The organism is Mycobacterium persicum (assembly GCF_002086915.1).
Lineage (GTDB): Bacteria > Actinomycetota > Actinomycetes > Mycobacteriales > Mycobacteriaceae > Mycobacterium > Mycobacterium persicum.
This window is the reverse complement of the sequence record NZ_MWQA01000001.1, coordinates 5,976,043-5,997,804: the sequence shown is the minus strand read 5'-3', so window position 1 is coordinate 5,997,804 and position 21,762 is coordinate 5,976,043. Positions and strand designations below refer to the sequence as shown.

The following is a 21,762-nucleotide window of genomic DNA, read 5'->3' as shown; positions in this document are numbered from 1 at the left end:
CGTCAACCAGACCTGTCCGCGTCGGCGCCGGGTGACAATAGGCCGAACCATCTGGCGGCTGTCTCGACGTCCTTGTCTCCGCGTCCTGACAGGTTCACCACAATGACTGCGCCCCTTCCCAACTCAGCCCCCAGCTGGAGCGCACCAGCCACCGCGTGCGCGGATTCGATGGCAGGGATGATCCCTTCCATCCGGCACAGCAGACCGAACGCCTCCATCGCTTCGGAGTCGGTGATCGGTTGGTAGCTGACGCGTCCGGTCTCCTTGAGCCATGCATGTTCGGGGCCGACTCCGGGATAATCCAGACCTGCTGAGATCGAATGCGATTCGATGGTCTGGCCGTCTTCGTCCTGCAACAGATAGGAGTACGAGCCCTGGAAGGCGCCGGGCGAACCTCCGGTGAATGTCGCCGCGTGCCGACCGGTCTCGACACCGTCGCCCGCCGCCTCGTATCCGACCAATCGCACCCCCGGATCGTCGAGGAATGCGTGAAAGATACCGATCGCATTGGATCCGCCGCCCACACATGCGACGACCGCGTCCGGCAACCTGCCCGTCTGGTCCTGGATCTGGACGCGCGCCTCCATGCCGATGATTCGCTGAAAGTCGCGCACCATGGTGGGGAAGGGATGCGGACCGGCGGCCGTGCCGAAGCAGTAGTACGTGTTGTCGGCGTTGCTGACCCAATCCCGGAACGCCTCGTTGATGGCGTCCTTGAGCGTTTGGGAGCCGGTCTGCACGGACACGACCTGCGCCCCGAGCAGCCGCATCCGTGCCACGTTGAGCGCCTGGCGCGCGGTGTCGACGGCACCCATGTAGATGACGCACTCCAGGCCCAGCAGCGCGCACGCGGTGGCGGTGGCCACCCCGTGCTGGCCGGCGCCCGTCTCGGCGATCACCCGGGTCTTACCCATCCGGCGAGCCAGCAACGCCTGGCCGAGGACGTTGTTGATCTTATGAGAACCCGTGTGGTTCAGGTCTTCTCGCTTCAAGAACAGTCGCGATGACCCGGCATGTTCGCTGAGTCGGGTTGCTTCGTACAGCGGCGACGGACGGCCGGCATAGTTGGCTTGCAACGTGTCCAGGGTGTCCAGGAAGTCCTGGTTGACGCGTTCCTTCTCGTAGGCGACGGTGACCTCCTCGATCACCGCCATCAACGCCTCGGGAACGTAGCGGCCACCATAACCACCGGGGCCTCCGAAATGTCCGCCGGCATCAGGATCGTGGCTGGTGCGTTCGGCGATGGCAGCGCTCGTGCGCGGAAGCTCCGGGCGAGATTGATCTGCCATCACCGACGCTCGAGGTGCACGCGGGTCATCAACGACTAACGAGCCGGCTTCGGGCAGGACGGGTGGGTGCCCGCAGTGACCAGATCGGCGACCGCCGCACGCGGGTCACCGCTTTTCACCAGACCTTCACCGACCAGCACCGCATCAGCGCCCGCGCCGGCGTACGCGAGCAGGTCACCGGTGCCGCGGACCCCCGATTCGGCGATCCTGATCACGTTGCTGGGCAGCCCGGGCGCGATTCGGGCGAAGCAGTCCCGGTCGACCTCCAGGGTCGTGAGATCGCGGGCGTTGACGCCGATGACCTTGGCACCGGCCTTCAACGCCCGGTCGGCTTCCTGCTCGGTGTGCACTTCGACGAGCGCGGTCATACCGAGTGATTCGGTGCGGTCCAGCATCGACACCAACGCCGACTGGTCGAGTGCGGCGACGATGAGCAACAGCATGTCGGCGCCGTGTGCACGCGCCTCGTGAATCTGATAGGGCTGCACCACAAAGTCTTTGCGCAACACCGGAATCGAGACAGCCGCACGTACCGCGTCGAGGTCATCGAGGGAACCGTGGAACCGCCGCTCCTCGGTCAACACGCTGATGATGCGAGCACCGCCGTCTTCGTATGCCCGCGCCAGCTTCGCCGGATCGGCGATGGTCGCCAGCGAGCCCGCTGACGGGCTGGCGCGCTTGACCTCGGCGATCACCCCGATACCGGGCGCGCGTAGCGCCGCCATCACGTCAAGCGGCGGCGGCGCCGCGGCCGCGGCAGCCTTGATCTCCGGCAGGCTGATACGTGCTTCGCGCGCGGCTACGTCGGCCCGGACTCCCTCGAGGATGGAGTCAAGCACGGTTGCCGGACTCATGCCTGCTGCTTCCTTTCCCAACGGTCTCCAACGGTCTCCAACGGTCTCCAACCGTCACCACCGTGACCCACGCCCCGCAGCCGATTGCGATGACGTTCATGAAGGGTAGCGGCCCGCGGCGCGCGCTTCGTCACCGACCCTCGGTGTCAGACCCGTGCGGTCGATCGGTCGGGTCGACACCGCGGTCTAGGGCATCCCAAATCATTCGTTCCGACATGGGTCCGTCGTGGTCGCGACGCGCCGTAGCCTGGCGCGCCGCAGGTCCGGCGTACTTTGTAGGGCCCGGATGAGCCGACCCGGCAATCGACGCGGCGCGCAGCAGCACCGCGGCAGCCATCAGGATGCACACCGCAGCGCCGACCGCCACCGCAGCACCCCAGTAGTAACGTCCGCTGCCAACCAGGGCCGTCAGCGGGACATCGGCGAGTTCGGCGCCACGGGCCGCGACGTCGGGAATCACCCACAGGCTGATGCCGAGGTAGCCGACCGCAAAGCTCGTTGCCGCCAGCAGCGCGGCCAGCACCCGCAGCGGCCAGCCGCGCACCGCGAGTGCCGCTACCGCCGCGGCCAACAGCAACATCGCTACCGGCAGCAACGCAGTCGACCAGGTGGCACCGGTCAACGTCACCTGCCGCGGCGGCCCCAGCCCGTCGAACGAGCGAATGACGACCCACGGCAGCCGCGACGCCGCCCACAGCGCCGCGGCAGCAATCACCAGCAATAACTGGGCCATTCCCACCATCAGCCGACTGGGCAGCCGGCGGGACCGACCGGGCCGGGGGTCGTCAGCCACCACGCCCCGTGTCCGGGCTAGCTAGCGTCTCGGCGGCGGCAATCGCATTGAGCACCGCCCGCGCTTTGCTGCCGGCCTCGTTGTATTCGTAAGGCCCGTTGGAGTCGGCCACCACGCCGCCACCGGCCTGGACGTAGGCGGTGCCGTTCCGCATCAGCGCGGTACGGATGGCGATCGCGAAGTCAGCGTTGCCGGCGAAGTCGAGGTAGCCCACCACGCCGCCGTACAGCCCGCGGCGGGTCTTCTCCACCTCTTCGATCAACTCCATGGCCCCCACCTTCGGTGCGCCCGACAGCGTGCCCGCCGGGAAGCAGGCGGTCACCGCGTCCAGAGCGGTGTGATCGTCGTCGAGCAGACCGGTCACCGTCGACACCAGGTGCATGACGTGGCTATAGCGTTCGATGTGGCTGTAATCCTCGACCCGAACGGTGCCCGGCGTACAGACTCGGCCCAGGTCGTTGCGGCCCAAGTCGACCAGCATCAGGTGCTCGGCCCGTTCTTTGTCGTCGGCCAGCAACTCCTTTTCCAGCAGCTGATCCTCTTCCTCGGTGTTTCCGCGCCACCTCGTCCCGGCGATGGGGTGAGTTGTCGCTCGGCCCTCATGGACGGTAACCAGCGCCTCGGGACTGGATCCGACGATCGAAAAGTCGATTGCGCCAGCACTATTCGGTATCTGAAGCAGGTACATGTAGGGGCTCGGGTTGGTCACCCGCAGGATTCGGTAGACATCGATCGGATCGACGTCGGTGTCCATCTCGAAGCGCTGCGAGGGCACCACCTGGAAGGCCTCGCCGGCAGCGATTTGTCCGACCAGGTATTCGACGATCGCGCCGTACTCTTCGACGGTGCGCTGGGCACGGTATCGCGGCTCGGGCATGCTGAAGGTGGCGACCGTCGACGGTAGCGGTTGGCCCAGTGCCGCCGTCATCACGTCCAGGCGCGCGACCGCGTCGTCGTAGGCGCAGTCGACCCGCTCGTCGGTGCCGTTCCAATTCACCGCGTTGGCGATCAGCGTGATAGTGCCCTCGTGGTGGTCGACCGCCGCCACATCGGTGGCCAGCATCAGCAGCATGTCCGGCAGCTGCAGGTCGTCGACGGCGAGTTCGGGCAACCGCTCGAGGCGCCGCACCATGTCGTAGGCGAAAAAGCCGACCATGCCGCCCGACAGTGGCGGAAACCCGGGCTCGGACTGATTCGGGGCCGCTGTGGCAAGAAGGTCCAGGGTCGCCTGCAGCGCGGCCAGCGGGTCGCCGCCGGTTGGGGCATCCTTCGGGACGGTGCCCAACCACACCGCTTCGCCGTCGCGCACCGTCAATGCCGTCGGTGCCCCGGCACCGATGAAGGACCACCGCGACCACGACCGCCCGTTCTCGGCCGACTCGAGCAGGAACGTCCCGGGCCGGTTGGCGGCGAGTTTGCGGTACGCCGACAGCGGAGTTTCGCTGTCGGCCAAGACCTTGCGAGTCACCGGGACCACCCGGTGCTCTGCCGCCAGCACGCGGAAATCCTCCCGCGTGGTCGTGGTTGCAAGGTTGGCGTGCACCGACCTATCCAACCAGATTCGCAGATCAGCACCGGCCTGACCTCGTGGTCAGGAAGGCCGGACCGCTGCCGGCGCGGAACTCTGGATCGGACCGCAGCGCTCGGCGCGCCGCCTGTCCGCCGTCGTATCGCGGGTGAGCAAGGGGTGGCTTCTTGCCGGGCCCGCGCGGCCTGACCGAACCTTACGGCCCGAAGAAGTCCAATGCCGGCGGCAAGAACTTGAAGGTGGTCTTCAAGCTTCCCAGGGCATTCGCCGTGAGGTTGTTGGTGCCGGGGAGCAGGCCCGAGACCCCGGCCGCGTTGAAGTTGCCAAAGCCGGCCAGGGCCGAACAGCCGGTGCCGGCGTAGACGCCGGCGATGTTGGCGTTGCCAGAGCCCGCCTGGGCGTGGCCGTTGGTGGCGGAGACGGCGGCCGCGACGTTGGCGTTGCCGTCGATCGCATTGGCAAGGCTGTGGTTGCCGAGGAACACGCCGGCGACGTTGGCGTTGCTGGAGTTATTGGTCAGGGTCCCGGCCATGACGTTGCTGTTGTTCCCCTGCGCGAAGCCAAGATTGAGGTTGCTGGTGGCGCCGCCGGCGATAGCCGGGTTGCCGCCGGCCCTCACCGTGTTGTCGTTACCGAAGGTCACGGCCGCGTTGCCGCTGCCGGACCCGGCGAGAGCCGAGCTGTAGTTACCGGAGACGGCGGCGAGGTTGCCGATGTCGCGGTTGCTGAACCCGGCAGAAGCTCCAGAGTGGTCGCCGGTGACGAAGGCGGTGCTGCCGAGCCCGCCGAAGCCCCCGGTGGCATTGCTGTAATTGCCCAACACGGTTGCCGTGCACAGCGTGCCGTTGGCCACGGCCGTGTTGTTGTTGCCAATGGCAGTGGCAAAGGAACCTAAGCCCGGGGTGAGCATGGTGGTGTTGGCGGTGGCATTGCTGTTGGCGCCGACGGCAAGCGCAACACCCCCGAAACCGGAGGTGGCGTGCGCCGTGCCCGACTGGAACAGCGTCGTCCCGAACATCGACAAGGCGATGTCCGGACCCGCCGGGGCGGCCGCCGGGGCAGACGCACTGACCTGGCCGGGCAGGCTTTGCAGCATCCGCTGGAACGGGGTCAGCCGCGCGGCCACCGCCGAGGCGCAGCCGTGATAGCCGGCCATCGCGGCCACGTCCTGGGCCCACATCTGCTCATACTCGGCCTCGGCGCCTGCGATCGCCGGGCAGTTCTGCCCGAACCAATTCGTCAGCACCATCCGCACGAACGCATTGCGGTTGAGCGCCACCATGATCGGTTGCACTGTGGCGGCCTGGGCGGCCTCGAACGCGCTCACCATGGCCCGGGCCTGTCCGGCAGCCCCTCCCGCCTGCGCCGCCGCCGCGGTCAGCCACCCCATGTAGGGCGCGGCCGCGGCTGCCATCGCCGCCGACGCCGGCCCCTGCCAGGCGGCGCCCGCCAGCTCCGAGGTCACCGACGAAAACGAGGTTGCCGCGGCCTGCAGCTCGCCGGCCAGCCCGTCCCAGGCCGCCGCCGCCGACAGCATCGGACCCGGGCCTGCACCGACAAACATCCGCGCCGAATTGATCTCCGGCGGCAATACCGAAAAATTCATCACAGCCGTCCCTTCTTAGGTGGCCTGCCCGGGCTGCCCCCCAATCCACGGTGACGGCCGTGGCGATCCCAGTTAACGCGAGCAGTTCGGTACCAGAACTTTATGACAATCGCGGCCCGATATCCCGGTAGTCAGCAAACTGGCGCAGGTTTTTTCGGAAACGTCTTTCGGCCGCACCTCGTCGACCCGCAAACCACGAGCCGATCCAGCGCCGACCACCCCGATCCCCGCGACCCCCGGCTATCGCCGGCCCGTCGACACATCTGCGCGACCACCCCCGGTCGAGATCCTCGCCGAGCGGGGTCGGCCGGTCGGCGTAGCCTGACGGCCATGAAAACTGGTGACACCGTGGCCGACTTCGAGCTTCCCGACCAGACCGGCTCGCCTCGCAAGCTCAGTACGCTGCTATCCGACGGACCGGTGGTTCTGTTCTTCTACCCGGCGGCCATGACGCCGGGCTGCACCAAGGAAGCCTGCCACTTCCGCGACCTGGCGGCAGAATTCGCCGCCGTTGGCGCCACCAGGGTCGGCATCAGCGCCGATCCCGTCCACAAGCAGGCCAAGTTCGCCGACATGCAGCACTTCGACTACCCACTGCTGTCCGATACCGAGGGCACCGTCGCCACCCAATTCGGCGTCAAACGGGGCCTGCTGGGCAAGTTGCTTCCGGTCAAGCGGACCACCTTCGTCATCGACACCGACCGCCGGGTGCTCGAGGTGATCTCCAGCGAATTCAGCATGGACACTCACGCCGACAAGGCACTGCAGACGCTGCGCGCGCGTTCTTGACGCCGTTTCACGGGACGATCGAAAGAAATAGATACGCGGCCAGCAACACCAAATGCACCTCGCCTTCCAGCCTGGTGGCCCGGCCCGGCACCACCGTCAGCATGCTGACCGCGACGGTAAGTATCAGCAGCACCAACTGGGTCGGACCGAGACCGAGTAGCAGCGGGCCGCTCAACCAGAGCGAGGCCAGGGCGATTGTCGGGATGGTCAGCCCGATGCTGGCCATCGCGGAGCCGTACGCCAGGTTCAAGCTGATCTGCAGGCGACCCTGCCTGGCCGCGCGCGCTGCCGCCAGCGTCTCGGGGAGCAGCACCAACATGGCGATCACCACGCCGACGAACGACGGCGGAAACCCGACCGCCGCGACGCCGCGCTCGATGATCGGCGATTCCACCTTGGCCAGGCCCACCACCGTCACCAGCGCGACCAGCAGCAGCCCGAGGCTGCGCAGCGCCAGGCAGGCGCTCGGAGGGCCCGCATGGCGATCGTCATCGACGGCGCCCTTTTGGGCCACCGGCAGAAAGAAATCTCGATGCCGGACCGTTTGAGTGAACACGAAAAGTAGGTACAAGCCCAACGAGGCGACCGCGGCGAACGCGAGCTGGCTGGGGGAAAATTGCGGCCCCGGTTTGCTGGTGGTGAACGTTGGCAGTACCAGGCTCAACGTTGCCAACGTGGTGACCATGGCCAGGGCGGAGCCGCTGCCCTGGTCGTTGAACAGCGTCACGCCGTAGCGGCGGGGACCCAGCAGCAGCGCCAACCCGGCGATCCCATTGGTCGTGATCATGACCGCGGCGAATACGGTGTCGCGGGCGAGCGTGGCCGTCTCGTGTCCCCCACCAGCCATCAGCGTGACAATCAAGGCCACCTCGATCACGGTCACCGCGACGGCCAACACCAGTGACCCGAACGGCTCGCCGACACGGTGCGCTACCACCTCGGCGTGATGAACCGCAGCCAGGACCGCACCGGCAAGCAGCACCGCCACGAAGAGACCCATCAGGGTCCCGATTTTCTGGCCCCACGTCAATGCCAGCGCGATGAACGCAAGCACCGGCGCCATCACGCTCCAGGGCACCCGTTTGATCATCGACCGCCATTGTTGCCGACGCCATCGGCCGGCCGATCATCCCCTACGCCGGTTGGCGGGACTCGAAGTAGGCGCCTGTCATTTCGGAGACGGTATTCGCGGCGCACCGAATGGGCTCGCCGCGTGCCGAATTGCGGGCCCGACGCAATCAGCAAGCGCTCGGTATCGCCATGGCGCCGTCTCAGTAGCATGCTCACATGCCGACCAGCGCCGGCCAGAGCGAAGGCCTAGTGAAGGCGAGTTGTTCGCCGGGTACACCATCGTGTGCCGGCTCGGCGCGGGCGGGATGGGCGAGGTGTATCTGGCGCAGCACCCCCGGGCTGCCGCGGCGCGATGCCCTCAAGATCCTGCCCCGCGAATTGACCGGCGACCTCGAGTTTCGTCAGCGCTTCAACCGCGAGGCCGATCTGGCCGCGAGCTTGTACAACGAGCACATCGTCGGCATTCATGACCGCGGCGAATTTCAGGGCCACCTGTGGATCTCGATGGACTACGTCGAGGGAACCGAAGCCGCCCACCTGCTGCGCAGCCGGTACCCCGCCGGGATGCCGCACCCGGACGTCGTCGAGATCATCTCGGCCGACACCGACGCCATGCTCGCGGTTGCCACCGGCGGCCCGGCCTTCTCCTTCCCGGTGCCGGCTGCCGTCACCGCCGGGCGCGTCATCGACATCGAGGTCATCCGCCGCGACCGTATCGAGCCGGCGGTGTTCCGGCGCGAATGGACGCGTGCGGCGCTGGCCGCCGCCAATCGCCTGGACGTGGCTGCCCGCTAGCTCTCCGGCTCCTCGGGGGTCAGCAGCACCGCTGCGTCAAAGCAACTGTGGTCACCGGTGTGGCAGGCTGCGCCGACCTGGTCCACCGTCAACAGCACGGCATCCCCGTCACAGTCCAGGCGTACCGAATGGACGCGCTGGGTGTGCCCCGAGGTAGCGCCCTTGACCCATTGTTCGCCGCGGGACCGCGAATAGTAGGTGGCCTCACGGGTTTCCAGGGTGCGCGCCAATGCGTCGTCGTCCATCCAGGCGACCATCAGCACGTCGCCGCTGCCACGCTCCTGCACGACCGCGGTGAACAAACCGTCGGCGTTGCGCTTGAGGCGCGCGGCGATCGCGGGGTCGAGGCTCATCGCACGGTGATCCCTGCTGTTGCCATGGCGGCCTTCACCTGCCCGATCGTCAATTCCCGGAAATGAAAGACGCTGGCGGCCAATACCGCATCGGCCCCGGCGGCGACCGCGGGGGCGAAGTGTTCCGCTGCGCCGGCGCCGCCGCTGGCGATGACCGGCACGGTGACCGCGGCCCGAACCGCGCGCAGCATCGCGAGGTCGAAGCCGGCCTTGGTGCCGTCGGCGTCCATCGAGTTCAGCAGGATCTCCCCCACGCCCAGGTCGGCGCCGCGGGCCGCCCACTCCACGGCGTCGATGCCGGTGCCGCGGCGGCCGCCGTGGGTGGTGACCTCCCAGCCCGACGGAGTCGGGGGTGAGCCGACGGGCACGGTGCGCGCGTCTACCGACAAGACGATGCACTGGGAACCGAATTGCCTTGCCATATCACCCAGCAGATCGGGGCGGGCGATCGCGGCGGTGTTGACCGAGACCTTGTCGGCACCCGCGCGCAGCAACGCATCCACGTCGGCCACGGTACGCACCCCGCCGCCGACAGTGAGCGGAATGAACACCTGCTCGGCGGTGTGGCGGACCACCTCCAACATGGTGGCCCGACCCGACGACGACGCGGTCACGTCAAGAAACGTCAGCTCGTCGGCGCCTTCGGCGTCATAGGCGGCGGCGAGTTCCACCGGATCGCCCGCATCCCGCAGGTTCTCGAAGTTGACTCCTTTGACGACGCGCCCGCCGTCGACGTCCAGGCACGGGATCACCCGCACCGCAAGGCCGGTATCGGCGTACATGTCAGTAGTCCTCCGGTTCCCCGGTGCCGCGCAGCATTTCGAGGATCTCGTCGTGCACGCCGGGCGCCGCGGCCAGCACCGAACGCGCCGCCGGAGTCCACGGTTCGCCGGCCAGGTTGGTGACGATGCCGCCGGCGGCGCGCACCTGAGCCACGCCCGCCGCATGATCCCATACGTGGCCACCGAAACTTATTGCACCACCGAGGATTCCGTCAGCAACGTAGACCAGGTCGATACCGGTCGACCCGTGCATGCGCAACCGCGACGAGACCCGGCTGAGGTTCTCCAGCACCGCCAGCCGATAGCGTCCGGGGAATCGGCCCCGAGAATCCGCGCTAAACGTGCCGACGCCGATAAGGCTGTCGGCCAGCTTGGCGGGCGCCAACCGCGGACGTGCCACACCGTTTTTCATCAGGGGGCCGCCGGTGACTGCGGTGTAGCGCTCATCGATGAACGGCAACCAGGTCAAGCCGGCCACCGGATCGCCGTGGTGCAGCAGACCCAACAAGATCGCGGCCATCGGCGAACCCGCGGCGTAGTTGAACGTGCCGTCCACCGGATCCAATACCCACACCCAGGGCGAGTCGACGGGCGTCCCACCGAATTCCTCACCGTGCACACCGATTCCGGTGGCCGCCAGCAACGCGTCAACCACTTGGCGCTCGATCGCCAGGTCGACCTCGGTGGCGAAGTCATTGCCCTTCTTGCGGACCGCGGAATCGGCACGATGACCGTCCAGAAACCGCGGCACCGCGGCATCCAGAATCGCCGATGCCTGCTCGACCAACGGTGTCAGCTGCGCAGCGAAATCCATGGCAGGGCTACTCCCGTACCGCGGCCAACGCCTGCGGCAAGGTGAACCGCCCGGCGTAGAGGGCCTTACCGACGATGGCGCCCTCGACCCCGCGGCCGGCAAGGGTTGCGATGGCCCGCAAATCGTCCAGGCTGGATACCCCGCCCGAGGCGATCACCGGCGCCTCGGTGCGGTCGGCAACCTGCCGCAGTAGGTCGAGGTTCGGACCGCGCAGGGTGCCGTCCTTGCTGACATCGGTGACGACGAACCGCGAACACCCTTGCCTATCAAGGCGTTCCAGTACTTCCCACAGGTCGCCGCCGTCGGTCTCCCAGCCGCGTCCACGCAACCGGTGCCGCCCGTCGACGATGTGGACATCCAAGCCGACGGCGACCTTGTCGCCATGCTCGGCGATCACCCGCGCGCACCATTGCGGGTTTTCCAGCGCGGCCGTGCCCAAGTTGACCCGGGCGCACCCGGTGGCCAACGCCGCGGCCAGCGAAGCGTCGTCGCGGATCCCCCCGGACAACTCGACCCGCACGTCGAGCTTGCCGACCACGTCGGCGAGCAGTTCGCGGTTGGAGCCGCGCCCGAATGCGGCGTCGAGGTCGACCAGGTGAATCCACTCGGCGCCGTCGCGCTGCCAACCCAACGCGGCATCCACGGCCGATCCGTACTCGGTTTCACTGCCGGCCTTGCCCTGTACCAGGCGCACGGCACGACCGTCGACCACGTCGACGGCGGGCAACAGAATCAGTGGCATTTTCACAGTTCCCCAACCCAATTGCTCAGTACGACCGCACCGGCGTCCCCGCTTTTTTCCGGGTGAAACTGGGTGGCGGCCAACGGTCCATCCTCCACGGCGGCCAGGAACGGTACCTGATGGGTAGCCCAGGTCAGCAGCGCACCCGGGTGCCCCTCCCAGCGCTGCGCGGCATAGGAATGCACGAAATAAAACCGGGCGTCGGCGTCCAGCCCGCGGAACAACGTGCTGCCCGCGGCGGCGTTCACCACGTTCCACCCCATGTGCGGAATCACCGGGGCGTCCAGCCGCGTGACCGCGCCGGGCCACTGCCCGCAGCCTCGCGTCTCGACACCGAACTCGACCCCGCGCGCGAACATGATCTGCATGCCGACACAGACGCCGAGCACCGGGTGCCCGGCCGCCACCCGTTCGGCGATGATCCGCTCTCCCCCGATCTTGCGCAGGCCAGTCATGCACGCTTCAAAAGCTCCGACGCCGGGCACCAGCAGCCCGTCGGCAGCCGCGGCCGCCTTGGCGTCCGCGGTCACCTCCACCGCCGCACCGACCCGCTGCAGCGCACGTTGGGCCGACCGCAGGTTGCCGGAGCCGTAGTCCAGGACAACAACTGATTTCGTTGTCACAGAACGCCTTTGGTGGACGGCACACCGGAAGTCCGGGGGTCGGGTTCGACGGCTTGCCGCAGCGCGCGAGCGACGGCCTTGTACTGGGCTTCGGTGATGTGGTGCGGATCGCGTCCGTACAGGACGCGCACATGCAGGGCGATGCGCGCGTTCATCGCCAGCGACTCGAACACGTGCCGGTTGATGACGGTGTGGTAGGGCACCGAGCTGCCGGCGATCGTGGTGTGCTGCAAATGATCCGGCTCCCCGCTGTGCACGCAGTAGGGCCGGCCGGACACATCGACCGCGGCATGAGCCAGCGCCTCGTCCATCGGGATGAAGGCATCTCCGAAGCGACGGATACCCTTCTTGTCGCCCAGGGCCTGCCCGAGTGCCCGGCCCAGCGCGATCGCGGTGTCCTCGACACTGTGATGCGCTTCGATGTGGACGTCGCCGGTGGTACGCACCATCAGGTCGAAGCTGGCGTGACTGCCCAGCGCCGTCAGCATGTGGTCGTAGAACGGCACTCCGGTGTCGACGTCGACTTGCCCGGTGCCATCGAGATCCAGTTCGACGACGATGTCGGATTCGCGCGTGCGGCGTTCGACGCGGGCACGACGAGTTCCGTTGCCTGTCGGGGGGGCGGTCATGGCGCTCCTACGGGGCTGGTGGCGGGAACCAATTCGGTGGCAGCGATTTGCGCGCTCGCCCGCAGGAATGCGTCGTTCTCGTCGGCCAGGCCGGTGGTGGCGCGCAGATAACCGGGAATACCGACATCGCGAATCAGGACCCCGGCATCCAGGTAACGCTGCCAGGCGGCCGACGCGTCGGCGAATTTTCCGAACAGCACGAAGTTGGCATCACTGGGGACAACCCGGAAACCCATGCCGGACAAGGAGGTTGACACCCGCTCGCGTTCGGCGATCAGCGCGGCGACGCTGGCCAAGGTGTCGTCGGCGTGCCGCAACGCGGCGCGGGCCGCCGCCTGGGTGACCGCGGACAGGTGATAGGGCAGCCGCACCAGCAGCATCGCCTCTACCAACGCCGGCGTGGCGATCAAGTACCCGAGCCGGCCGCCGGCGAAGGCGAACGCCTTGCTCATGGTGCGGCTGACGACCAGCTTGGTCGGATACCCGGCCACCAACCGCACCGCGCTGGGCTGCGACGAAAATTCACCGTAGGCCTCGTCGACGATCAAGATCCCGGGCACCACGTCGAGCAGCCTGCACAGGTCACCCAGCGAAACACTTTGTCCGGTGGGATTATTGGGGCTGGCAATGAAGACAACATCCGGCCGTCGCCGGGCGACGGCGGCCACGGCGGCGTCGATGTCCAGGCTGAAGTCGTCGGCCCGCACCGTTTCCATCCACTCGGTGTGGGTGCCACCGGCGATGATCGGGTGCATCGAATAGGACGGGACGAAACCGATCGCGCTACGCCCCGGCCCACCGAACGCCTGCAGCAGCTGCTGCAGGATCTCGTTGGATCCGTTGGCGGCCCAGACGTTTTCGACGCCGAGCTGGACACCGGTTTGCGCAGTCAGGTACGCGGCCAGATCACGTCGCAATGCGACCGCATCCCGGTCGGGGTAGCGGTGCAAGTCGACTGCGGCCGCCCGCACCGACCGGACCACGTCGTCGACCAGCGCCTCGGTGGGCGGATGCGGGTTCTCGTTGGTGTTCAGCCGCACCGGAACCGCCAATTGTGGTGCGCCGTAAGGTGATTTACCGCGCAGGTCATCGCGCAGCGGCAACTCGTCAAGGGTGGGCCCTTGCGATGCGCCCGTCACCGCTCGAACCTCCGCCGTACCGCCTCACCGTGGGCGGGCAGGTCTTCGGCCTTAGCCAGGGTGATCACGTGCCCGGAGACGTCTTTGAGCGCCGCTTCGGTGTAGTCCACGACATGGATGCCGCGCAGGAAGGTCTGCACCGACAGGCCGCTGGAATGCCGGGCGCAGCCGGCCGTCGGCAACACGTGGTTGGAGCCGGCGCAGTAGTCACCCAGACTGACCGGCGCCCAGGGTCCGACGAAAACGGCCCCGGCCGAACGTATCCGACCGGCAACCTGCGGCGCATCGGCGGTTTGGATCTCCAGATGCTCGGCGGCGTACGCGTTGACGACCTTGATGCCCGCCTCCACATCGTCGACCAGGATGATCGCCGATTGCGAGCCGCTCAGCGCGGCCGTCACTCGCTCGCGGTGCACGGTGGTCTGCACTTGGGCCGCTACTTCGCTGTCGGTCGCGTCGGCCAGATCCGCACTCGGGGTGACGAGCACGCTGGCGGCCATCTCGTCGTGTTCGGCCTGGCTGATCAGATCGGCGGCGACGTGCGCCGGATCGGCCGTGTGGTCGGCGAGGATGGCGATCTCGGTCGGCCCCGCTTCGGCGTCGATGCCGACCTGAGAGCGACACAACCGCTTTGCGGCCGTGACATAGATATTGCCGGGGCCGGTGATCATGTCGACCGGCGCCAGCTCGGCGCCGTCGGTGTCGGCGCCGCCGTAGGCCAATAATGCCACCGCCTGGGCTCCGCCCACGGCCCAGACCTCGTCGACGTCCAACAGCCGGGCCGCGGCGAGGATCGTCGGGTGCGGCCAGCCGTCAAACTCGGCCTGCGGCGGACTGGCCACCACCAGCGAGTCGACACCCGCGACCTGCGCGGGCACCACGTTCATCACCACACTCGACGGGTACACCGCGTTGCCCCCGGGGACATACAGGCCGACCCGCTGAACCGGAACCCACCGCTCGGTGACCGTCGCACCGGGCCCCAGCGTCGTGGTGACGACGCTGCGCCGCTGGTCGGCGTGCACCGCGCGGGTCCGTTCGATCATCACCTGCAGTGCTTCCCGTACCTCGGGTGCAAGCTCAGCCAGCGCTGAGTCCAACGCGTAATCCGGCACCCGCACCGCCGCGGGGCGCACTCCGTCGAACGACTCGCCGAAGTCCAACGCGGCCTCGGCACCGCGCTCGGCCACTGCTTGCACTATCGGCCGGACGGTGGGCAGCACGGTCTCCACGTCGGCCCCGCCGCGCGGCAACGCCGCCCGCAGCCGCGCCGCCGTCAACTCCGCTCCCCGCAGATCGATACGGGCCAGCAGCGCGGGCGTTGTAGTCACGTGGACCATTGTCCCAGAGCAGCTCAAGTCGATATCCGGCCGGTACAGTGCCGGTAGAGCGGCTCCACCGACCGCGTTCGCGAAAGGCAGCCAACATGTCGGCAAAGGACCACCCGAACAACGCGCCGGGCGTCCCCATGGTGTTCCCGCCCTGGTTTGAGAATTTCCAGATCAAATACATCAATCCCGCGCTCAAACCGGTCGCCCGCTACCTGCCCGGCGCAGCGACCATCACCCACCGCGGCCGCAAATCCGGCAAGCCGTACCGGACCATCGTGACCGCCTACCGCAAGGGCAACGTGCTGGCGATCGCGCTGGGCCACGGTAAGACCGACTGGGTCAAGAACGTGCTGGCCGCCGGCGAGGCCGACGTGCTGTTCACCCGCCGTCATGTGCACATCACCAACCCGCGGATCCTGCCCGCCGGTTCGGACGGCGCGGGGTTGCCGTTCATGGCACGCATGCAGGCGGGTCGGATGGGGATCTTCGTCGCCGACATCGCCTGAGCTCAGCTGCGCGTGCGCCCCTGGGGTCGGGGCAAGCCGCGATCAGGGCCTGGCGAAGACGGTCTTTCCGGCCATCGCCGGCCAAGCCGACGGCGCGTCGTCCCAGGCCACGACGTGATCGACGGCGGGCGACAGGTCGCAGCCGCCGGCGATCACGTCCAGGATTTCCGGGATGACCGCACGCGCATTGACGCGTCCGGTCACAAACCTCACGCCGCGGGTATACATCGACAGCAACGGCATCTCTACCGTGCGTTCGTAGTAGATCCCGGTGTCGGTGCATACCCCGTCCGGCCAGGTGGCACGCAGCGTAGCGGCCAGCACAGACGCGTCGGCCGAGGTGTGCACCGTGACGGGATACGGGTCCCACTCTTTGGCCGGCTTCGGCCGGTCATGCGCGGTTGCCCCGAGCTTTTCGGCGACCGCGAGACGCTGCGCGTCGGTGTCGACGTAGTCGACGTGGGCTCCCAGCGCCGCCGCAAAGGCCGCGGCATACAGCCCGATCGACAACCGCCCGACCACTAAGACCCGGCGGTCGGCAGGCTCGAGCCCGGACAAGTCGTTCGTGAAGGGCCCCACGGTGCGCCAAGCGTCGGGAATGTTGTCCGACAGCGATGCAATGGCGATCAGGTCGCGGGGGTCGATGCTGGCAGGCGTCGCGACCAGCATCGCGTCGGCGTAGGGCACCAACACCAGGTCGGCCATGAATCCGCCGCCATCCAGACCGGCGATCGGACCCATGCCGTACATCGCCATCAGCGGCACCGAGTTGCACGAGCCCGTCATGCCGCGACGACATTCACGGCACCTGCCGCAGCTGATCTGGAAGGGCACAACCACCCGGTCGCCCACGCGGATGGTGCTGACGCCGTCGCCGACCGCCACGACTTCGGCCACCCCCTCGTGACCGACCGAATAGCCGGATGGCAGCGGTAACCGGCCAGTCACCACCGCGACATCGAGGTCACAACAGGCCACGACCAGTGGCCTCACCAGTGCTTGGTCCGGAGTGGTGAGCACCGGGTCCGGCGCCTCGCGCCATGCGTATCGCCCCGTCTCCTCGAAAACCAATTGTCTCATTCCGCTATTATTGAGTGATCACTCAAGAATTGTCAAGTATTTTTTACCCATGCCCAGACCAGACCACAGCCGTGCAGCGTTGATCGGTACGGCCGCAACGCTGTTCCGTCGTCAGGGGTACGCAGCGACCGGGCTGAAGCAGATCCTCGACGACGCGGGCGTCAGACCAGGGTCGCTTTACCACCACTTCCCCGACGGCAAGCAACAATTGGCCGCCGCGGTCGTCGGCACGGCGGGGGCCGCCATCGAGCAACTTCTGCGCAGCTTCCTGGCCTCCGACCGCCCGGTGGCTGACGTCGTCGACCAATGGGTCGACCTGTTGGTGGCGGGACTGGCCGGCGACCATCGCGACGGCTGCCCGATCGAGCCGATCGCCACCGAGGCCGTGCACGCCAGCCCATTGGTGCGCGAGGCCTCCGCACACGCATTCAAAGGATGGTCTGCCGCGATCGCGGAACGGCTTAACGCCGAAGGTTGGGCGGCCACCGACGCGGAATCGGTTGCGCTCGCGGTGGTTTCGTTGATCGAGGGAGCCTTGATCCTGTCCCGCGTCGCCGGTGATGCGACCGCGCTGCAAGCCGTCAAGCCGGCAGCACGCACCCTGCTGTCCGGCTAGCTTGGCTAGACCTACATGTCCAAACCGATATCGAGGACGCGCACCGAGTGCGTCAGCGCCCCCACCGCCAGGTAGTCCACTCCGGTTCGGGCGTAGGTCGCCGCCGTCTCCAGGCTGAGCCCGCCGGACGACTCGAGCAGCACGGTGGGTGCACGTGCATCGCGTCGCTGCACCGCCGTCTGGGTCTGCCACACCGGGAAATTGTCCAGCAGGATCAATTCGGGCTTTTCGGGCAACACCGCGTCGAGTTGCTCGAGCGAGTCGACCTCCACCTCGCAGGGCAGCTCGGGCGCGGCAGTGCGCACCGCCCGCAACGCCTCCACCACCGATCCCGCGGCAGCGACGTGGTTGTCCTTAATCAACGCCGCATCCCCCAGGCCCATCCGGTGATTGACGCCACCGCCGACGCGCACCGCGTATTTCTGCAATGCACGCAGACCCGGCAAAGTCTTGCGGGTGTCGCGGATCTTGGCCTTGGTGCCGTGCACCGCGTCGACCCAAGCCGCGGTCACCGTGGCGATTCCCGACATGTGGCAGACCAGATTGAGCATGGTGCGCTCGGCGGTCAGCAGTCCGCGTACGTCGGCCCGGAGGGTTAGCATCGGCTCGCCCGGCCGCAGCCGCACGCCGTCATCGACGCGGTGCAGCACCCGGTATCCGCCCTTGCCGATCACCTCGTCCAGCACCATCAGGGCCACGTCCACCCCGGCGATCACCCCAACTTCCCGGGGAACCATCGACGCTGTGGCCACCGCGCCGGCGGGCACCGTCGCGATCGTGGTGACGTCCGGCCCGAAGCTCAAGTCCTCATCGAGTCCGCGCCGGATGGTCTCCCGAGCGGCATCCCGCTCCCGATCAGACAGCGTCATCAGCTCACCGCAGCCAACGCCGGCACACCCACCGCGTGGTGGTCATCGGCCAACCGAACCACGATGCTGCGCGCCTGCTCCGGGGTGGCATCCGGGTACTCGGCGCGATGGTGACAGCCGCGGCTTTCGGTGCGCGCCAATGCGGCGGCAGCCACCACGCGCGCGGCAACCGCCAACGACACGTCTTCGAAATCCCGACGGCCCGCGACCCTGCGCACCGGTCCGGCCAGCAATCCGGACAGCCGCCGCAGCCCGTCGGCGGTGCGCACCACCGATGCTTCCCGACTCATCGCCCGTTGCAGCTCGGCACGCTCCGGGGCAGTGTGCAGGATCGACTCAGGCAAGCTCGCGCGGCGGCGCCCGACTACCGTCGCATGCGCGGCCGCCGCCCTTCCGGCCCGGCCGCCGACCACAAGGCCCTCGAGCAGGCTGTTGGAGGCCAGCCGGTTGGCGCCGTGCATCCCGGTGCGGGCAACCTCACCGGCGGCGAACAACCCCGGCATTTCGGTCTGGCCGAATACGTCGGTGATGACGCCGCCGCAGCTGTAATGCGCACCCGGGACCACCGGGATAGGTCGGCGGACCGGGTCGACGCCGACGGCGCGGCACGAGGCGGTGACGGTCGGGAACCGCGATTCGAAACCGTCGATGCCACGCGCGTCGAGGTAGACGCACGGGTCGCCGGTGGCCCTCATCCGTGCGTCGATAGCCGCCGCGACGACATCGCGTGGCGCCAGGTCGCCCATCGGATGAACGCCTGCTGTAATCGAACGGCCTTGGCGGTCAAGCAATTTCGCGCCTTCGCCGCGCAGTGCCTCGCTGACCAGGGGGCACCGACCGCCGCTGCCCACCGCGTAAAGCATCGTCGGATGGAATTGGATGAACTCGAGGTCGCTGACCGCCACACCGGCCCACAAGGCCAGCGCGATGCCGTCGGCGGTGGAGCCGTCGGGGTTGGTGGTCGCGCTGTACAACTGCCCGAGCCCGCCGGTGGCCAGGATCACCGACGGAGCACTGATGATGCCGACACCGTGCGGGCTGAGCACCAACACGCCGGTCACCGCGGCGTCGTCGTGGAGCACCCGCATGACCACATGGCCGCCGCGGATGTCCAGCGCCCCGGCCGCGTGATCGAGCGCCCGCTGAACTTCGGCGCCGGTGGCATCGCCACCGGCATGCACGATGCGTCGCTGCGAGTGCCCGCCTTCACGCGTGAGCGCCCAACGGCCAGCCGAAGTTTCGTCGAACCGCGCTCCGTCGCCGACGAGTTCGGTAACCGCGCGGTAGCCGTCGGCGACGATCGAGTACACCGCGCCGTCGTCGCACAAGCCGGCCCCCGCGGCCAGCGTGTCGGCGACGTGAGCGTCGACAGAATCGTCGGTGTCCGGCAACACCACCGCTATCCCGCCCTGCGCGTAATGTGTCGCGGTCACTCCGACCAGCTGGGCCGCCTTATTGAGCACCACAACGCTGCGGCCCGCGCGATGGGCCGCCAGCGCGGCGGCCAGGCCAGCCACGCCGGTACCGACCACAACGACGTCGACGGCATCGCGCCAGGCTGGCGCGGTCCTCATTCGCCACCGCCAGGTTGTCCGATTTCGATCATCCGCTGAACACTGCGCCGGCCCGCGGCCGCGACGTCGGGATCGACATGGACTTCGTCGGCCCCCTCCACCAGACAACGCAACAAAGCCGCGGGCGTGATCATCTTCATGAACTTGCACGACGCACGGTCGTTGACCGCCTGAAAGTCGACTTCCGGCGCCGCCCGCCGCAGTTGATGCAGCATTCCGACCTCGGTGGCGACCAGCACCTTGCGGGCACTGGTTTGGCGGGCCGCGTCCAGCATTCCACCGGTGGACAGAATCTTGACCCGCTCCTGGGGGAAGGCGCCTTCTCCGGCAAGGTAGAGCGCCGAGGTGGCGCAGCCACATTCCGGATGCACGAACAATTCGGCATCGGGATTGGCACGCGCCTGGCCGGTGAGCTCTTCACCGTTGATCCCGGCGTGCACGTGGCATTCGCCGGCCCATACGTGCAGATTCTGGCGACCGGTCACGCGGCGCACGTGGGCACCGAGGAATTGGTCCGGGCAGAACAGCACCTCACGACCGGGGTCGATGGAGGCGACCACATCGACTGCGTTCGACGAGGTGCAGCAGATATCGGTGAGCGCCTTGACCTCGGCCGTGGTGTTGACGTAGGAGACGACGACCGCGCCGGGGTGTTCAGCCTTCCAGGCACGCAATTCGTCAGCAGTGATCGAGTCGGCCAGTGAGCAGCCGGCCCGTTGGTCGGGAATCAGCACTGTCTTTTGCGGGCTGAGGATTTTGGCGGTCTCGGCCATGAAGTGCACCCCGCAGAAAACGATGGTGTCTTCGGGCGCATCGGCGGCGATGCGCGACAGTGCCAGCGAATCCCCGATGTGGTCGGCGACGTCTTGAATGGCGGGCAGCTGGTAGTTGTGGGCCAGTATCGTGGCGCCGCGCAATCGCGCCAGCCGACGCACTTCCGCGGCCCACTGCGCGTCACCGTCGACCCCGGTGTAGCCGGTTGGTGTATTGGTGACCCGAGCGGTCATGTCGGTGATGCCCGTGCCGAGCGTGTCCATGCGACTCAAGACCGTCACGGCGGCTCCTTTCGCGCCAGCAGGTTTTCGACTTACAATCGAAAACATGCCCCATGGTAACACCGCCCATGAAGTGCTGGCCGTCGTATTCCAGGTTCGCCTGGTCACCGTCGGCCCGGAACAACGGTCAAAGGCCGAAAAACCACAGCTCAACGTGCTGTTGTGGCAACGCGCCCAGGACCCGCAAAAGGGCGCGTGGTCGCTTCCGGGGGGACGGATGCGCAACGACGAGGATTTGACGACCTCGGTTCGCCGCCAACTGGCCGAGAAAGTCGATCTCCAAGAGCTATCCCACCTCGAACAGCTTGCCGTGTTCTCCGATCCGCATCGGGTGCCGGGCACTCGGGTGATCGCGTCGACCTTCCTGGGGCTGGTTCCCTCCCCCGCCACCCCCGAGTTGCCCGAAGACACCCGCTGGCATCCGGTGAATTCCCTGCCACCGATGGCTTTCGATCACGGGCCGATGGTGGCCCATGCTCGCGCCAGGCTTGTCGCCAAAATGTCGTACACCAATATCGGGTTCGCGTTGGCTCCCAAAGAATTCGCGCTGTCCACGTTGCGCGGCATCTACGGTGCCGCGTTGGGCTATCAAGTCGATGCCACGAATCTGCAGCGGGTCCTGGCGCGTCGCAAGGTGATCACCCAGACCGGTACGGTGGCCCAATCCGGGCGCAGCGGCGGCCGCCCGGCGGCGCTGTACCGGTTCACCGATTCGCAGCTGAGGGTCACCGACGAATTCGCCGCACTACGGCCCCCCGGCCAGGCCTGAAAGTTCCGGCAGGACGGGTTCGGCTTCCGCAGCTTTTCTGGGCCCCCGTGTCGACAAGGATCGCGGTCGCACCGCAGCTGATTGCCCAGCTCACTGATTGTGACAAGCGGCACGCCGCCTCCTTGTCGCTCCAGCGACCGACGATGCCGTAAGTT

At 67.6% G+C, this 21,762-nt stretch carries 22 protein-coding genes and 1 pseudogene; 5 read left to right on the top strand and 18 right to left on the bottom strand.

Going from position 1 to position 21,762, the window contains the following annotated elements:
* Window positions 1-2 precede the first annotated feature (2 nt).
* From trpB to B4U45_RS27185, 5 genes are all read right to left on the bottom strand, one after another.
* Entirely contained in the window at window positions 3-1,289 is a 1,287-nt protein-coding gene (gene trpB / locus B4U45_RS27205) for a tryptophan synthase subunit beta (RefSeq protein WP_075546187.1), read from the bottom strand.
* Window positions 1,290-1,324: 35 nt separating this feature from the next.
* Complete coding sequence (gene trpC / locus B4U45_RS27200; protein WP_023373644.1) at window positions 1,325-2,143, bottom strand: indole-3-glycerol phosphate synthase TrpC; 819 nt, start codon at window positions 2,141-2,143, stop codon at window positions 1,325-1,327.
* A gap of 130 nt (window positions 2,144-2,273) precedes the next feature.
* On the bottom strand, window positions 2,274-2,885 hold the full coding sequence (locus B4U45_RS27195; RefSeq protein WP_075546242.1) for a TIGR02234 family membrane protein: 612 nt from the start codon (window positions 2,883-2,885) through the stop codon (window positions 2,274-2,276).
* A 43-nt stretch (window positions 2,886-2,928) separates the two neighbouring features.
* The gene (locus B4U45_RS27190) at window positions 2,929-4,479 is read right to left on the bottom strand and encodes an anthranilate synthase component I (protein ID WP_219859559.1); all 1,551 of its coding nucleotides are present in this window, start codon (window positions 4,477-4,479) and stop codon (window positions 2,929-2,931) included.
* Between the two features lie 181 nt (window positions 4,480-4,660).
* Complete coding sequence (locus B4U45_RS27185) at window positions 4,661-6,070, bottom strand: PPE family protein (protein ID WP_075546185.1); 1,410 nt, start codon at window positions 6,068-6,070, stop codon at window positions 4,661-4,663.
* Window positions 6,071-6,400: 330 nt separating this feature from the next.
* Here B4U45_RS27185 and B4U45_RS27180 point away from each other — a divergent pair, with 330 nt between their 5' ends.
* Complete coding sequence (locus tag B4U45_RS27180; RefSeq protein ID WP_075546184.1) at window positions 6,401-6,859, top strand: peroxiredoxin; 459 nt, start codon at window positions 6,401-6,403, stop codon at window positions 6,857-6,859.
* Between the two features lie 7 nt (window positions 6,860-6,866).
* On the opposite strand, the gene B4U45_RS27175 is transcribed toward B4U45_RS27180, so the two are convergent.
* Complete coding sequence (locus tag B4U45_RS27175; protein WP_219859558.1) at window positions 6,867-7,949, bottom strand: calcium:cation antiporter; 1,083 nt, start codon at window positions 7,947-7,949, stop codon at window positions 6,867-6,869.
* A 241-nt stretch (window positions 7,950-8,190) separates the two neighbouring features.
* Here B4U45_RS27175 and B4U45_RS27170 point away from each other — a divergent pair.
* Window positions 8,191-8,545, top strand: a pseudogene (locus B4U45_RS27170) (protein kinase domain-containing protein); the annotation flags it as partial.
* Between the two features lie 176 nt (window positions 8,546-8,721).
* Here the strand turns inward: B4U45_RS27170 and hisI are convergent.
* The 8 genes from hisI to hisD are packed head-to-tail and all read right to left on the bottom strand — an operon-like array spanning window position 8,722 to window position 15,120.
* Complete coding sequence (gene hisI / locus B4U45_RS27165; RefSeq protein ID WP_075546181.1) at window positions 8,722-9,078, bottom strand: phosphoribosyl-AMP cyclohydrolase; 357 nt, start codon at window positions 9,076-9,078, stop codon at window positions 8,722-8,724.
* Complete coding sequence (gene hisF / locus B4U45_RS27160; RefSeq protein ID WP_075546180.1) at window positions 9,075-9,860, bottom strand: imidazole glycerol phosphate synthase subunit HisF; 786 nt, start codon at window positions 9,858-9,860, stop codon at window positions 9,075-9,077. The genes hisI and hisF overlap by 4 nt, the downstream gene beginning before the upstream one ends.
* Window position 9,861: 1 nt before the next feature.
* Entirely contained in the window at window positions 9,862-10,674 is an 813-nt protein-coding gene (locus B4U45_RS27155; RefSeq protein WP_075546179.1) for an inositol monophosphatase family protein, read from the bottom strand.
* 7 nt (window positions 10,675-10,681) lie between these two features.
* On the bottom strand, window positions 10,682-11,416 hold the full coding sequence (gene priA / locus B4U45_RS27150) for a bifunctional 1-(5-phosphoribosyl)-5-((5-phosphoribosylamino)methylideneamino)imidazole-4-carboxamide isomerase/phosphoribosylanthranilate isomerase PriA (RefSeq protein WP_075546178.1): 735 nt from the start codon (window positions 11,414-11,416) through the stop codon (window positions 10,682-10,684).
* A gap of 2 nt (window positions 11,417-11,418) precedes the next feature.
* The gene (gene hisH / locus B4U45_RS27145; RefSeq protein WP_083135104.1) at window positions 11,419-12,039 is read right to left on the bottom strand and encodes an imidazole glycerol phosphate synthase subunit HisH; all 621 of its coding nucleotides are present in this window, start codon (window positions 12,037-12,039) and stop codon (window positions 11,419-11,421) included.
* A complete protein-coding gene (gene hisB, locus B4U45_RS27140; RefSeq protein ID WP_075546176.1) occupies window positions 12,036-12,668 on the bottom strand; it encodes an imidazoleglycerol-phosphate dehydratase HisB in 633 nt (210 codons plus the stop codon). The genes hisH and hisB overlap by 4 nt, the downstream gene beginning before the upstream one ends.
* Window positions 12,665-13,807 (bottom strand): histidinol-phosphate transaminase, encoded by a 1,143-nt coding sequence (locus tag B4U45_RS27135; protein WP_075546175.1) that lies wholly within the window; start codon window positions 13,805-13,807, stop codon window positions 12,665-12,667. The genes hisB and B4U45_RS27135 overlap by 4 nt, the downstream gene beginning before the upstream one ends.
* Window positions 13,804-15,120 carry a histidinol dehydrogenase gene (gene hisD, locus B4U45_RS27130; RefSeq protein WP_089024981.1) on the bottom strand — a complete coding sequence of 439 codons (1,317 nt, stop codon included), beginning with the start codon at window positions 15,118-15,120 and terminating at the stop codon, window positions 13,804-13,806. Before hisD ends, B4U45_RS27135 begins: the two co-directional genes overlap by 4 nt.
* A 113-nt stretch (window positions 15,121-15,233) precedes the next feature.
* On the opposite strand from hisD, the gene B4U45_RS27125 reads away from it, so the two are divergent.
* The gene (locus tag B4U45_RS27125; protein ID WP_075546173.1) at window positions 15,234-15,644 is read left to right on the top strand and encodes a nitroreductase family deazaflavin-dependent oxidoreductase; all 411 of its coding nucleotides are present in this window, start codon (window positions 15,234-15,236) and stop codon (window positions 15,642-15,644) included.
* A 42-nt stretch (window positions 15,645-15,686) separates the two neighbouring features.
* Here B4U45_RS27125 and B4U45_RS27120 read toward each other — a convergent pair whose 3' ends face one another.
* Window positions 15,687-16,724 carry an alcohol dehydrogenase catalytic domain-containing protein gene (locus B4U45_RS27120; RefSeq protein ID WP_075546172.1) on the bottom strand — a complete coding sequence of 346 codons (1,038 nt, stop codon included), beginning with the start codon at window positions 16,722-16,724 and terminating at the stop codon, window positions 15,687-15,689.
* A gap of 49 nt (window positions 16,725-16,773) precedes the next feature.
* Here B4U45_RS27120 and B4U45_RS27115 point away from each other — a divergent pair, with 49 nt between their 5' ends.
* Complete coding sequence (locus B4U45_RS27115; RefSeq protein ID WP_075546171.1) at window positions 16,774-17,340, top strand: TetR/AcrR family transcriptional regulator; 567 nt, start codon at window positions 16,774-16,776, stop codon at window positions 17,338-17,340.
* Between the two features lie 11 nt (window positions 17,341-17,351).
* On the opposite strand, the gene nadC is transcribed toward B4U45_RS27115, so the two are convergent.
* The 3 genes from nadC to nadA are packed head-to-tail and all read right to left on the bottom strand — an operon-like array spanning window position 17,352 to window position 20,838.
* Window positions 17,352-18,209: a carboxylating nicotinate-nucleotide diphosphorylase gene (nadC, locus tag B4U45_RS27110; RefSeq protein ID WP_075546170.1), complete on the bottom strand. Its 858-nt coding sequence runs from the start codon at window positions 18,207-18,209 to the stop codon at window positions 17,352-17,354.
* Window positions 18,209-19,783, bottom strand: coding sequence for an L-aspartate oxidase (locus tag B4U45_RS27105; RefSeq protein ID WP_075546169.1), 1,575 nt, complete (start codon window positions 19,781-19,783; stop codon window positions 18,209-18,211). Before B4U45_RS27105 ends, nadC begins: the two co-directional genes overlap by 1 nt.
* Window positions 19,780-20,838, bottom strand: a complete 1,059-nt coding sequence (gene nadA, locus B4U45_RS27100) for a quinolinate synthase NadA (protein ID WP_083153280.1) — start codon at window positions 20,836-20,838, stop codon at window positions 19,780-19,782. Before nadA ends, B4U45_RS27105 begins: the two co-directional genes overlap by 4 nt.
* A gap of 46 nt (window positions 20,839-20,884) precedes the next feature.
* Here nadA and B4U45_RS27095 point away from each other — a divergent pair, with 46 nt between their 5' ends.
* Window positions 20,885-21,607, top strand: a complete 723-nt coding sequence (locus B4U45_RS27095) for an NUDIX hydrolase (protein WP_075546167.1) — start codon at window positions 20,885-20,887, stop codon at window positions 21,605-21,607.
* Window positions 21,608-21,762 lie beyond the last annotated feature (155 nt).

What these genes read in the sequence shown, in the direction of transcription:
- B4U45_RS27195 (WP_075546242.1), bottom strand. Translation starts at nt 2,885, where the DNA reads ATGGTGGGAATGGCCCAGTTATTGCTGGTGATTGCTGCCGCGGCGCTG.
- B4U45_RS27120 (WP_075546172.1), bottom strand. Translation starts at nt 16,724, where the DNA reads ATGAGACAATTGGTTTTCGAGGAGACGGGGCGATACGCATGGCGCGAG.
- B4U45_RS27185 (WP_075546185.1), bottom strand. Translation starts at nt 6,070, where the DNA reads ATGAATTTTTCGGTATTGCCGCCGGAGATCAATTCGGCGCGGATGTTT.
- priA (WP_075546178.1), bottom strand. Translation starts at nt 11,416, where the DNA reads ATGCCACTGATTCTGTTGCCCGCCGTCGACGTGGTCGACGGTCGTGCC.
- hisI (WP_075546181.1), bottom strand. Translation starts at nt 9,078, where the DNA reads ATGAGCCTCGACCCCGCGATCGCCGCGCGCCTCAAGCGCAACGCCGAC.
- B4U45_RS27175 (WP_219859558.1), bottom strand. Translation starts at nt 7,949, where the DNA reads ATGATCAAACGGGTGCCCTGGAGCGTGATGGCGCCGGTGCTTGCGTTC.
- hisB (WP_075546176.1), bottom strand. Translation starts at nt 12,668, where the DNA reads ATGACCGCCCCCCCGACAGGCAACGGAACTCGTCGTGCCCGCGTCGAA.
- trpC (WP_023373644.1), bottom strand. Translation starts at nt 2,143, where the DNA reads ATGAGTCCGGCAACCGTGCTTGACTCCATCCTCGAGGGAGTCCGGGCC.
- nadC (WP_075546170.1), bottom strand. Translation starts at nt 18,209, where the DNA reads ATGACGCTGTCTGATCGGGAGCGGGATGCCGCTCGGGAGACCATCCGG.
- B4U45_RS27105 (WP_075546169.1), bottom strand. Translation starts at nt 19,783, where the DNA reads ATGAGGACCGCGCCAGCCTGGCGCGATGCCGTCGACGTCGTTGTGGTC.
- B4U45_RS27180 (WP_075546184.1), top strand. Translation starts at nt 6,401, where the DNA reads ATGAAAACTGGTGACACCGTGGCCGACTTCGAGCTTCCCGACCAGACC.
- B4U45_RS27155 (WP_075546179.1), bottom strand. Translation starts at nt 10,674, where the DNA reads ATGGATTTCGCTGCGCAGCTGACACCGTTGGTCGAGCAGGCATCGGCG.
- hisF (WP_075546180.1), bottom strand. Translation starts at nt 9,860, where the DNA reads ATGTACGCCGATACCGGCCTTGCGGTGCGGGTGATCCCGTGCCTGGAC.
- B4U45_RS27095 (WP_075546167.1), top strand. Translation starts at nt 20,885, where the DNA reads ATGCCCCATGGTAACACCGCCCATGAAGTGCTGGCCGTCGTATTCCAG.
- B4U45_RS27115 (WP_075546171.1), top strand. Translation starts at nt 16,774, where the DNA reads ATGCCCAGACCAGACCACAGCCGTGCAGCGTTGATCGGTACGGCCGCA.
- B4U45_RS27125 (WP_075546173.1), top strand. Translation starts at nt 15,234, where the DNA reads ATGTCGGCAAAGGACCACCCGAACAACGCGCCGGGCGTCCCCATGGTG.
- trpB (WP_075546187.1), bottom strand. Translation starts at nt 1,289, where the DNA reads ATGGCAGATCAATCTCGCCCGGAGCTTCCGCGCACGAGCGCTGCCATC.